8 protein-coding genes and 1 pseudogene are annotated in these 12,338 nt (G+C 60.1%); 6 read left to right on the top strand and 3 right to left on the bottom strand.

Going from position 1 to position 12,338, the window contains the following annotated elements:
* The first annotated feature begins 62 nt into the window (after window positions 1–62).
* Complete coding sequence (locus ABLV12_RS23920) at window positions 63–1,406, top strand: glycoside-pentoside-hexuronide (GPH):cation symporter (protein WP_064356198.1); 1,344 nt, start codon at window positions 63–65, stop codon at window positions 1,404–1,406.
* 104 nt (window positions 1,407–1,510) lie between these two features.
* Entirely contained in the window at window positions 1,511–2,641 is a 1,131-nt protein-coding gene (rlmG, locus tag ABLV12_RS23915; RefSeq protein WP_023330067.1) for a 23S rRNA (guanine(1835)-N(2))-methyltransferase RlmG, read from the top strand.
* Window positions 2,642–2,739: 98 nt separating this feature from the next.
* On the opposite strand, the gene ABLV12_RS23910 is transcribed toward rlmG, so the two are convergent.
* From ABLV12_RS23910 to lsrR, 3 genes are all read right to left on the bottom strand, one after another.
* Complete coding sequence (locus ABLV12_RS23910; RefSeq protein WP_348867403.1) at window positions 2,740–4,761, bottom strand: NADPH-dependent 2,4-dienoyl-CoA reductase; 2,022 nt, start codon at window positions 4,759–4,761, stop codon at window positions 2,740–2,742.
* A gap of 213 nt (window positions 4,762–4,974) precedes the next feature.
* The gene (lsrK, locus tag ABLV12_RS23905; protein WP_023330065.1) at window positions 4,975–6,567 is read right to left on the bottom strand and encodes an autoinducer-2 kinase; all 1,593 of its coding nucleotides are present in this window, start codon (window positions 6,565–6,567) and stop codon (window positions 4,975–4,977) included.
* A 38-nt stretch (window positions 6,568–6,605) separates the two neighbouring features.
* A complete protein-coding gene (lsrR, locus tag ABLV12_RS23900; protein ID WP_064397174.1) occupies window positions 6,606–7,577 on the bottom strand; it encodes a transcriptional regulator LsrR in 972 nt (323 codons plus the stop codon).
* Between the two features lie 219 nt (window positions 7,578–7,796).
* Here lsrR and lsrA point away from each other — a divergent pair, with 219 nt between their 5' ends.
* The 4 genes and pseudogenes from lsrA to lsrB all read left to right on the top strand — a co-directional run bounded on the left by lsrA (window position 7,797) and on the right by lsrB (window position 12,330).
* A complete protein-coding gene (lsrA, locus tag ABLV12_RS23895; RefSeq protein ID WP_064397172.1) occupies window positions 7,797–9,284 on the top strand; it encodes an autoinducer 2 ABC transporter ATP-binding protein LsrA in 1,488 nt (495 codons plus the stop codon).
* On the top strand, window positions 9,281–10,315 hold the full coding sequence (gene lsrC, locus ABLV12_RS23890; RefSeq protein WP_017145390.1) for an autoinducer 2 ABC transporter permease LsrC: 1,035 nt from the start codon (window positions 9,281–9,283) through the stop codon (window positions 10,313–10,315). The genes lsrA and lsrC overlap by 4 nt, the downstream gene beginning before the upstream one ends.
* Window positions 10,316–11,309, top strand: a pseudogene (gene lsrD, locus ABLV12_RS23885) (autoinducer 2 ABC transporter permease LsrD).
* 7 nt (window positions 11,310–11,316) lie between these two features.
* Entirely contained in the window at window positions 11,317–12,330 is a 1,014-nt protein-coding gene (gene lsrB / locus ABLV12_RS23880) for an autoinducer 2 ABC transporter substrate-binding protein LsrB (protein ID WP_016808027.1), read from the top strand.
* The last annotated feature ends 8 nt before the right edge of the window (window positions 12,331–12,338 follow it).

The following is a 12,338-nucleotide window of genomic DNA, read 5'->3' as shown; positions in this document are numbered from 1 at the left end:
GGTAGGCCCTTCGCAATAACGTACAGAGGACAAATATTAACGATGTTTCTGGCGGAGGCGCGATGAACACTGCCCGTATCAGTATTAAAGAAAAATTTAGCTATGGGTTAGGGGATACCGGCTGTAATTTAGTCTGGCAAACAGTGATGCTGTTTATGGCCTGGTTTTATACCGACGTATTTGGTTTAAGTCCGGCGCATATGGGAACCATGTTTCTCGCGGTAAGGGTATTAGACGCGGTGACCGATGTATTAATGGGGGCGGTGGCGGATCGTACCCGAACTAAATATGGGCAATTCCGACCTTATATTTTATGGTTCGCCATTCCTTTTGGCGTTCTTTGCTGCTTAACTTTTTATACGCCGGATTTCGGCTATACCGGCAAGCTCATTTATGCCTATGTTTCTTATACCTTATTATCGCTGGTTTATACGGCGATTAACGTTCCGTATTGCGCGATGATCAATAATATTTCTAACGACTCCCGCGAGCGCGTATCGCTCCAGTCCTGGCGCTTTGCGCTCAGTACGCTTGGCGGCCTGATTGTTTCGCTGACCGCGCTACCGCTGGTGGCGTGGTTGGGCCAGGGGAACGTACAAAACGGTTATTTTTACACCATGATCGTAATGGGGGGCCTGAGCATCATCCTGTTCTTTATCTGTTTTGGCCTGACGAAAGAGCGTTACACCACGGATATCGCGGTCAACAACCAAAGCAGCATTCTTGATGATCTAAAAACTCTGCTCGCCAACAAGGACTGGCGCATTTTGTTCGCGCTCAACGTCGTTAACCTAATTGCGGTGCTGTTTAAAGGCGGGACCACGCTCTATTACGTCAACAACATTATGGGGCGGGCGGATCTGGGTAGCCTGCTGCTGACCACCACCCTGGCCTCGGGCGTGCTGGGGGCGATGCTCTCACCGTTTATCTTTAAAAATATTGATAAAGTGAAAGGGTTTAAAATCTCGATGGCCATCGAGGCGGCGCTGCTGACGGGCATGTACTTCGTCCCGGCGGGGAACGTAGCCGCTATCTTTGCGCTGGTGATTATCATCAATATTATCCAGCTGGCCGCCACGCCGCTGCAGTGGAGCATGCTGTCCGATATCATCGATGCGGAAGAAAAACGCAGCGGTAAAAAGCTCAGCGGGATCGTTTTTTCAACGAACCTGTTTGCCATCAAGCTGGGGATCGCCATCGGCGGCGCGCTGGTGGGCTATATGCTGGCCTGGGGCGACTACGTCGGCGGCGCAGCCCAGCAAACCGAGTCCGCGCTGCAGATGATTAAGCTGTTGTTTACCGTCTTCCCCGGCGTGCTGGTGGCGCTGCTGATTGTTATCATGAACAAATATAGTCTGGACGATAAGCGCCTGTCGCGCATGGCGCAGGACGACCTCCCGGCGTAACGGGCTATCGCCCGGAAGAAGGAGATAATCGGCGCATCTCTATTCTACTGGGCGGAGTTTGCGTATAAACTCGCGGGTTTTAGAGTTCCGGAGGCACAAAGGCGATGAGCCAGGTAGAGTTAAACGGTGAGTTATTCACATTAGAGCGGTTCCCGCCGAATGCTGAAGAGGAAGCGCTTCAGGCGTGGGAAGCGGCGGATGAATATCTGCTGCAACAGGTGAATGATGTCGACGGCCTGACGCTCATTTTCAATGACAGCTTCGGCGCGCTGGGTTGCGCGCTGGCGGAACGCAATCCGGTCAGCATCAACGATTCCTACGTCTCTGAGCTGGCGACCCGCTACAACCTGCGGATGAACGGCATTGATGAAGAGAGCGTACGTTTTCAGGATCCCTTGAGCGAACTGCCCGCAGCTCCGGCACTGGTGCTCATTAAAGTACCAAAACAGCTGGCGCTGCTGGAGCAGCAGCTGCGCGCTCTGCGCGCGGTTGTCACGCCAGAAACCCGCATCATTGCCGCTGCGAAAGCTCGCGACGTCCACAATTCCACCCTGGCGCTGTTTGAGAAAATCCTTGGCACCACCACCACATCGCTGGCCTGGAAAAAGGCGCGGCTGATTTTCTGTACCTTTACCGCGCCTGAGGTAGCCGATGCGCCGCAAACTTACAGCTGGCAGCTGGACGGTACACCGTGGACGATTCACAACCACGCCAACGTGTTTGCCCGCAGCGGCCTGGATATTGGCGCGCGCTTCTTCCTGGAACACTTGCCAGTAAATATTGAAGGCGAGATCGCCGATCTCGGCTGCGGCAATGGCGTGATTGGCCTGAAAGCGCTGGCTTTAAACCCCGACGCCCGGGTGATGTTTACCGATGAGTCCTATATGGCGGTCGCTTCCAGCCGACTGAATGTCGAAACCAATCTGCCGGATGACCTCGAGCGCTGCGAGTTTATGGTGAATAACGCGCTGTCCGATATTGAACCGGACCGCTTCGCCGCCATCCTCTGCAACCCGCCGTTCCATCAGCAGCATGCGATCACCGATCATATTGCCTGGCAGATGTTTAACGATGCCCGTCGTAGCCTGAAGTACGGCGGCGAGCTGTATGTCGTCGGTAACCGCCACCTCGATTATTTCCGCAAGCTGAAGCGCGCGTTCGGTAACTGCACGACGATCGCCACTAATAATAAATTTGTGGTGTTGAAAGCGACAAAGATGCGCAAACAGCGTTGAGGTGTATCGGCTTTCCCGGTTTCCCCGGCTTGCGGCTGACGCCTTAGCCGGGCTACCGGTTGATACCTTAGCCGGGATACCGGCCGGGTTTCCTTTCCCTAAATCGACAGCGCCAGCCGGGTACCCTGAGCGATAGCCCGCCGGGCGTCCAGCTCCAGCGCCACGTCGCAGCCGCCGATCAAATGCACCGTTTTACCCGCCGCCCGCAGCGGATCGGCCAGCTCGCGGCGGGGATCCTGACCGGCGCAGATAATCACATGATCAACGTTAAGCACCTGAGATTCGCCGCCGATCGTCACATGTAAGCCGGCATCATCGATCCGTTGATAGCTGACGCCGGGGATCATTTTGACGCCGCGGGCCAGCAGGGTAGCGCGATGGATCCAGCCGGTAGTTTTCCCCAGCCCGTCGCCGGGCTTGCTGGTTTTGCGCTGCAGCATCACGATCTGGCGCGGGCTTTTAGCCAGCTGCATCCCCTCCGGGCGCAGTCCGCCGGCGTTCTGCAGGCTGGTATCGATCCCCCATTCTGCACAGAACTCGCCGATATTCTGGCTGGTGGCAATGCCGGACTGGCTGAGGTACATGGCCGTATCAAAGCCGATCCCGCCGCAGCCGATAATCGCCACCTTCTCGCCTACCGGCGCTTTATCGCGCAGGACATCGAGGTAGCTCAGCACTTTGGGATGCTCGATCCCGGCGATATCCGGCATCCGCGGGGCGATCCCGGTGGCGAGGACGATTTCATCAAATGCCCGCAGATCCCCGGTCGTGACGTGGGTATTCAATCGCAGATCGACAGCGTGAAGATCGAGCATCTGGCGATAGTAGCGCAGGGTTTCGTAGAACTCCTCTTTGCCGGGGATCTGCTTGGCGATATTAAACTGGCCGCCAATCTCGCAATGACCATCAAAAAGGGTAACCTGATGTCCGCGCGAGGCGGCGTTAACCGCAAAGGCCAGCCCGGCAGGACCAGCGCCGACCACCGCCAGCCGCTTCGGCGTGGTCGCGGGCGCTATCGGCATCAGGGTTTCATGGCAGGCGCGCGGGTTGACCAGGCACGAGGTGACCTTGCCGGCGAAGATCCGATCGAGGCAGGCCTGGTTGCAGCCGATGCAGGTATTGATCTCTTCCGCCCGTCCGCTTTGTGCTTTGGAGAGAAATTCGCTGTCGGCGAGGAAAGGGCGGGCCATTGATACCATATCGGCGTCTCCGCGAGCCAGGATCGCTTCCGCCACATCGGGATCGTTAATCCGGTTGGTGGTGACCAGCGGGATCGACACCGCGCCTTTCAGCTTACGGGTGACCCAGCTAAAGGCGCCGCGCGGTACCGGTGTGGCGATGGTGGGAATACGCGCCTCGTGCCAGCCGATGCCGGTATTGATAATCGTTGCCCCTGCGGCCTCAATGGCTTTTGCCAGCTCGGTGACTTCCGCCAGGGTGCTGCCGCAGCTGACAAGGTCAAGCATTGACAGACGATAGATAATAATAAAGTCGTTGCCTGCGCGCTCCCGCACGGCTCTGACCACCTCTATGGCAAAACGCATGCGTCGGGCGTAGTCGCCGCCCCACTGGTCGTCGCGAAGGTTGGTGCGCGCGGCAAGAAATTCGTTAATCAGATAGCCTTCCGAGCCCATCACTTCGACGCCGTCGTACCCGGCTTCTCGCCCCAGCTGGGCGCAGCGGGCAAAATCATCGATCAGCTGTAAGATCTCTTCGTGGCTCAGTTCGTGAGGCGTAAAGGGGTTGATCGGCGCCTGCAGCGCGGAAGGGGCCACCAGCTTCGGTTGGTAGCTGTAGCGCCCGGTATGCAGGATCTGCAGGGCGATTTTGCCGCCCTCCTCGTGTACCGCGTCGGTAATATAGCGATGATGGGAGAGGTGGCTGGCGTCGTTAAGCACCGCCCCGCCCGCCATGGTGACGCCGGAAGGGGCGGGGGCAATTCCGCCGGTGACGATCAGCGCTACCCCGTGGCGGGCGCGCTCGGCGTAAAAAGCCGCCAGCCGCTGCGCGCCATCCGGGAGCTCCTCCAGGCCAGTATGCATTGAGCCCATCAACACGCGGTTTTTGAGCGTAGTGAACCCCAGCTCAAGCGGGGCGAAAAGCGACGGGTAGCGGCTCATAATCTCTTCCAGTGTAAAATTATTGTTATGTGGTCGGATGAGTTACTAATTTAGCCGCCGCGGGCAAAAAGGGAAAAGGGGAGTGCGGCGATTGTGATGGGATTCAAAGAACGGCGGAAGGTTCTCCCTTCTCCCACCGGGAAAGGGAGAAGGGCGGAATAGCGCAGGGGGCCAGTGAAGCCCGGACTGTTCTCTCTCCTGTCGGGGAGAGGCTTAGGGTGAGGGGGCAACGCGCTCGCGGCGCGCCAGACCCGGCGCCTGCCACATGGAGGTCGTCAATCCGCTGTCCACCAGACCGAGCTGCTCGGCGTACACCGACTGCCATTTGGTCATCATCTCCTGATACAGCTCCCGATGCGCGGGATTAGGCGTAAATTCCCGGTACCAGCTCACCAGTTTCTCACCCGTTGTCGCCATATCGGCGTATAGCCCGGCGCCGGTGCCGGCGGCGATCGCGCAGCCCAGCGCCGTCGCTTCGCGGACCTCCGGCACCCGCACCGGCAGACCGGTGACATCGCTGAGGATCTGGCTCCACAGCGCCCCTTTTGCACCGCCGCCGGCAAAGACCAGGCTATCAAACTGCACGCCGGAAAACTGCGAAATCTGCGCCAGGTTGCAGGCGGAGACAATCGCCGCGTTCTCTTCCAGCGCACGGAAAAGCGTGGCCTTATTGCATTTTTCCGGGTCGATGGAGAGGTTAATAAACGATGGTGCAGCGTGGTACCACTGCTTAAAGTGCATGGCGTCAGAGAAAATCGGCATCACCCCGTGGGAACCCGCCGGTACGCGGCTGGCCATCTCTTCGAGCAGGCTGTAGGCGTCAACGCCAAGCCGCTCGGCAATGAGCTTCTCTTCTGCGCAGAAAGCATCACGGAACCAGCGCATGGTCAGGCCGGTAAAAAAGCTGATGGACTCCGCCTGCGCCATGCCGGGTATGACGTGCGGGTTAACGCGAATATTCATCTCCGGGTCAGTACGGACTTCCGGCAGGTTAACCACCTGCTGCCAGAAAGTGCCGCCGAGCACCGCCGTCTGCCCGGCGCGCACCACGCCGAGACCCAGGCAGCCGAGCTGGACGTCGCCGCCGCCCATCACCACCGGCGTGCCTGCGCGCAGCCCGCTTTGCGCCGCCGCCGCGTCGGTCACCGCCCCCAGTACGCTGCCGGTCTCCTTGACCGGCGAGAGAATATCGGCCCGCAGTCCGGCCATATCCAGCAGCGCCGGGCGCCAGTCGCGGCTGAACAGGTCGAGCATGCCGGTGGTTCCGGCGTTAGAAGGGTCGACCGCCAGCTCGCCGGAGAGCTTCGCCGCCAGCCAGTCGCTGATCATGGTGATGGTCGCCGCTTTGCGGTAGATATCCGGGCGATGGTGGGCCAGCCAAAGCAGGCGCGGCATGGCGCTCAGCGCCAGGGTCTGCCCCGACACGCTGTACACTTCGGATTCAAAACGGTCGTCGTGGATCTCTTTGAGCTCCGCCACCTCGCGGCTGGCGCGAGCGTCAACGTTGGCGCAGGCCCAGATGGCCTCGCCGTTGCGGTCGTAAAGCACGATGCCTTCACGCATCGAGCAGCAGGCCACGGACTGAATATCCGCCGCAGAGAGATGGGCGGCGGCCAGCGCCTGGCGGATACACTGACAGGCCAGCTGCCAGTTGACGCTGAGATCGAACTCCATTGAGCCGGGGACATTCTCAACGCTCAGGTGCTTCCATTCGGCCTGACCGACCGCAATCTGACGGCCCTGGAGATCGAATACGACCGCCCGAACGCTGCCGGTCCCGGCATCTAACGCTAACAGGTAACTCATGGCATGCGCCTCGCTCGTGTTGCGCGGCGCAGGGCCATTTATGAGGCCAGCGTCAGCACCGCGCGTGCTGTTGTCTCTTCCGTTACCAGGCCATTAATCCGCTTGCCGATAAGGGCCGCGTAAATCGCCTGCGTTTTTTCTGTGCCCCCGGCGACGCCAACGATAGTCGGCAGCTGCGCCAGTTCATCAAGGGTGACGCCAAGCAGTTCCCGATGGATCTCCAGCCCTTCAACCGGTTTACCGTCGGCCTGCAGGAAATAACCTAAAATGTCGCCGACCGCCCCTTTGCGGGCGTACATCAGCTGCTCGCCTTCGCTGATATAGCCGGAGCGCAGGATGGTGGCGTCCCGGCGCTGGTCAATGGCCCCGATACCTACCACTGCTGCATCCGCCGCCGTGGCGGCCAGGATCACATCGCGTACGCTCGATTCCCGGCGCAGGATCTCCGCTACATCCGCCGATGACACCCTCAACGGCGCGGGGATCATGCTGACGCTACAGGCGGCATCCAGCTGGCCAATGCCGGTCATATACGGACCTACGCCGCCGGAAAGCGTCACCAGCCGAACCTGCTGGGAACCGATAAACCCGCTCAGATGCTGCAGGCAGCTCATGGTGGCTTCGCCAAAGCCCACCGCCAGCAGTTGTCCCGGCTCCAGCACGCCCATTAACGATTGCGCCGCGCCAATCCCCAGGCGGGTGTTCATCGGCGGGGTATTGAGCGCCGGCAGCACGCGGGCGATTTTCAGGCCAAAGCGCTGCTGGAGTTCGGTTTCCAGCGCCAGACAGCCCTCATAGCGCGAATTAATCTGTACGCGGATCACTCCCGACTGGCGGCCTTTTTCCAGCAGGCGGGAGATTTTTAACCGCGGCAGCCCTAAACGCTCGCCGATGTCGTTCTGCGTCAGGCCGTCGTGGTAGTAACACCACGCCACCCGCGCCACCAGCTCTTCCTCGGCTAACGCCAGCCCGGCGTAGCGGCTCTCTTCCGTAATGCGTTTTTCGCTCATAAAGTGAACTCTTATAAAAATTTAGATCATATGTTCGTTATTGCGTGGTCGGAAAATGTGAGCCGACTGGCAAAACCGATCTTTCGTTGTTCGCTGGTTTTATTCAAACGATCGAAAGCATAAAACTGTGATCGTTGCACGGTTGTAAATATAGTTCACCGTCTACGCTTTTGAACATTATTAATTCAAAAAATCTTTTGTTCAAAACGAGGGGCGATGATGAAGCCACTGCTTGAAGCTCGCCAAATCTGCAAACAGTTCTCCGGCGTGACCGTGCTGAAGCATATTGATTTCACGCTGCTTTCCGGCCAGGTGCACGCGCTGATGGGCGGCAACGGCGCCGGAAAATCGACGCTGATGAAGATTATTGCCGGGGTAGAGACCCCCGACAGTGGTGAGCTCATCCTCGGCGAACGTACATTTGCGCGCCTTACTCCCGCCCAGGCCCATCAGCAGGGCGTGTATCTGGTGCCGCAGGAACCGATGTTATTCCCCAATCTGACGGTGCGGGAAAATATTCTTTTTCGTCTGCCGAAGCGGGCGGATAGCGAGGCCCATCTGCAGGAAAAGCTTCAGCAGCTTAATTGCCAGCTTAACCTTGAGGCGGCGGCCAGCACGCTGGAAGTGGCCGATCAGCAAATGGTGGAGATCCTGCGCGGGCTGATGCGCGACGCGCAGATCCTGATCCTCGATGAACCCACTGCCTCATTGACGCCGGGAGAAACCGATCGCCTGTTTCGCCAGATCCGCTCTTTGCAGGCGCTCGGTGTCGGGATCGTGTTTATCTCGCACAAGCTGCCGGAGATCCGCCAGGTCGCCAGCCACGTCTCGGTGATGCGCGATGGCGCGGTGGTGCTGAGCGGGGAAACCGCGCACTACGGCGACAACCAGCTGATTGGTGCAATGACGCCCGTCAGTCGCGATCGAGCCCTGAGCGACACGCAAAAGTTGTGGCTGGCGCTGCCGGGCAATCGTCGCACTCAGGCGCAGGATTTTCCGGTGCTGCGGGTCGAAGATCTGACCGGAGAGGGCTTTATCGATCTCAATCTGGAGATCCGCGCCGGGGAGATCGTCGGCCTCGCCGGGCTGGTCGGATCCGGGCGTACCGAATTTGCTGAAACGCTCTATGGTCTGCGGCCGGCTCGCGCAGGGCGGGTGTGGCTGGAAAACCGCGATATCAGCCGCGACAGCACGCGCGCCAGGCTGGCCAGCGGGCTGGTCTATCTGCCGGAGGACAGACAGGTTTCCGGTCTGTTTCTCGATGCGCCGGTGCGCTGGAACACGGTGATGTTTAACCAGCCGTCGCTGTGGCAGCAGAACCGGCGCGAAGCGGCGGTGGTGGAGCGCTATCACCGGGCGCTGGGGATCAAAATGGCCGATGGCGATCGCCCGGTGCGCACGCTCTCCGGCGGTAACCAGCAGAAGGTACTGTTGGCGCGCTGCCTGGAGGCTAACCCGCTGCTGCTGATCGTCGATGAACCGACCCGCGGCGTGGACGTTTCCGCCCGCGCCGACATCTATCAGCTGCTGAAAAGCGTCGCCGCGCAGAACGTGGCGGTATTGATGATCTCCAGCGATCTCGACGAGTTCGTTGGCCTGGCCGATCGGGTGGTTGTAATGCATCAGGGCAGGCAGAGCGGCGAGCTGGTGCAGCAGGCGGTCAGCGTTGACCGGATGATGACCCTGGCCTTCGGAGGGCAGGCATGAAAACGTTATTAAAGAATCGCGAACTGAGCGCCTTCCTCGCCATCGTGGTGCTGTTTGCCGGGCTGGTGGCGCTCAACCCGGCTTATTTCAGCTTACAAACCCTGGGCATGATTTTCGCCAGCTCGCAAATCCTTTGCCTGCTGGCGCTGGGGGCGACGCTGGTGATGCTCACCCGCAATATTGACGTTTCGGTGGGCTCCACCGTTGGCCTGAGCGCTATCGCGACAGGCGTGGCGCTAAATAGCGGGTATGGGCTGATGACCGCCATCGCCTTTGCGCTGGCGATCGGCGCGCTGGCTGGCGCCTTTAACGGCCTGCTGGTGGTGGGGCTGCGCATCCCGGCGATTGTCGCCACTCTCGGCACCCTCGGCCTTTATCGCGGGGTGATGCTGCTGTGGACCGGCGGTAAGTGGATTGAAGGTTTGCCGAACAGCCTGAAAGCGCTGTCGGAACCGGCATTCATCGGCATTTCTCCGCTGGGCTGGCTGGTGCTGGCGCTACTGCTGGCGGGCGGCGGGATACTATCGCGTACTGCCTTTGGCCGTGATTTTTACGCCGTCGGCGATAACCTTGCCGCTGCCCGCCAGCTTGGGGTGGCGGTGAACCGCACGCGGATGCTGGCATTCACCCTTAACGGCATGCTGGCGGCCTGCGCCGGGATTGTGTTCGCCGCGCAGATTGGATTTGTGCCCAATCAGACCGGCAGCGGCCTGGAGATGAAAGCCATCGCCGCCTGCGTGCTCGGCGGGATCTCGCTGCTGGGCGGTACCGGCACGCTGCTCGGCGCTTTTCTCGGCGCCTTCTTCCTCACCCAAATCGATACCGTGCTGGTGCTGTTTCGTCTCCCGGCGTGGTGGAACGACTTCATTGCCGGCCTGGTGCTGCTCGGCGTACTGGTGCTCGACGGGCGGCTGCGTCAGGCGCTGACCCGCCATCAGCGGGCGCTGAAATACAGCCGCTTTCAGCCCGGCAATAAAGGGGGCAAGCGCGTGGCCCCGTTTCCTGAACGCAAAAATAAAGAGGTGGCGTAAATGAAGCTCAACTGGGAAAGCGCGCTGCTGGGATTACTGGTGGTGGAGATCCTGCTGTTTGGCACCTTCAATCCGCGCATGCTCGATCTCAATATGCTGCTGTTCAGCACCAGCGACTTTATCTGCATCGGCATCGTGGCGCTGCCGCTGACGCTGGTGATCATCAGCGGCGGGATTGATATTTCGCTCGGTTCCACCATCGGCCTGTGCGCCATCGCGCTGGGGGTGATGATGCAGGCGGGCTGGCCGATGAGCCTCGCGATCCCCCTGACGCTGCTGCTCGGCCTGCTGTGCGGGCTGCTGAACGCGGCGCTGATTCACTACACCGGTATTAGCCCGCTGGTGATTACCCTTGGCACCCTGTACCTCTACGGCGGCGGCGCGCTGCTGCTTTCGGGCATGGCCGGGGCGACCGGCTACGAAGGCATCGGCGGATTCCCGGATAGCTTTACCGCCTTCGCCAATCTGACCCTGTTCGGCCTGCCGATACCGCTGGTGCTGTTCGCCGTTATCACCTTTTTCTTCTGGCTGCTGGCCCACCGCGGGCGCTTTGGGCGGCACCTTTTTCTGCTTGGCCAGAACCCGCGCGCCGCGCGCTACGCCGCGCTTTCCGTTAACGGGATGCCCTACGCGCTGTATGGCCTGGTGGGCGTGGCGTCGGCGGTGGCGGCGCTGGTGATGGTCTCCTATTTCGGCTCGGCGCGCTCGGACTTAGGCCGCGACCTGCTGATGCCGGCGCTGACCGCCGCGGTGCTCGGCGGGGCCAATATCTACGGCGGTTCCGGCTCGATCGTCGGCACGGCGCTTGCCGCGCTGCTGGTGGGCTATTTACAACAAGGTTTGCAAATGGTCGGCATCCCCAACCAGGTGTCGAGCGCGCTGTCAGGGGCGCTGTTGGTTGTGGTGGTGATGGGGCGTTCGCTGAGTCTGCACCGTGAGTGGGTGCGGATGACCTGGCGGCGTCTTTCTCGCGCATAAGACAATCGGAGCATAAACATACGATGAAAACCAAACGAATCCTGCAAACGAGCGCCCTGGCGCTGGCGTTAAGCGTGGCAACCGCTCAGGCGGCGGACCGCATCGCCTTTATTCCTAAGCTGGTTGGCGTCGGCTTCTTTACCAGCGGCGGTAACGGCGCGAAAGAGGCGGGCAAAGCGCTCGACGTGGACGTCACCTACGACGGCCCGACCGAACCGAGCGTCTCCGGCCAGGTGCAGCTGATCAACAATTTCGTCAACCAGGGCTACAACGCGATTATCGTCTCCGCCGTATCGCCGGACGGCCTGTGCCCGGCGCTGAAGCGGGCGATGCAGCGCGGGGTCAAGGTTCTGACCTGGGACTCCGATACCAAACCAGAGTGCCGCAGCATCTATATCAACCAGGGGACGCCGCAGCAGCTTGGCGGCCTGCTGGTGGAGATGGCGGAAAAACAGGTGACGAAACCCACCGCCAAGGTGGCGTTTTTCTACTCCAGCCCAACGGTGACCGATCAGAACCAGTGGGTAAAAGAGGCGAAAGCCAAAATTGAAAAAGCGCATCCGCAGTGGGAAGTGGTGACCACGCAGTTTGGCTATAACGACGCCACCAAATCGCTGCAAACTGCCGAGGGGATCTTAAAAGCGTACCCGGATCTCGACGCCATTATCGCCCCGGACGCCAACGCGCTTCCGGCCGCCGCCCAGGCGGCAGAGAACCTTAAGCGCCAGGGCGTGGCGATTGTCGGCTTCAGTACCCCAAACGTGATGCGCCCCTATGTAGAGCGCGGCACGGTAAAAGCCTTCGGCCTGTGGGACGTGGTACAGCAAGGCAAGATCGCGGTTAACGTCGCCGATCGTCTGCTGAAAAAGGGCGATCTTAACGTCGGCGACAGCGTTGATGTGAAAGATCTCGGCACCCTGAAAGTCGAGCCCAACAGCGTGCAGGGTTATCAGTATGAAGCGAAAGGCAACGGCATCGTGCTGCTGCCGGAGCGGGTGGTGTTCACCAAAGAGAATATCAATAACTACGATTTCTGATGGAGGAT

This window comes from Klebsiella sp. CN_Kp100, assembly GCF_040065315.1.
Taxonomy (GTDB): Bacteria; Pseudomonadota; Gammaproteobacteria; order Enterobacterales; family Enterobacteriaceae; genus Klebsiella; species Klebsiella oxytoca.
Note: the sequence above shows the minus strand (reverse complement) of the source record. Positions and strands in the feature narration are given on the sequence as shown.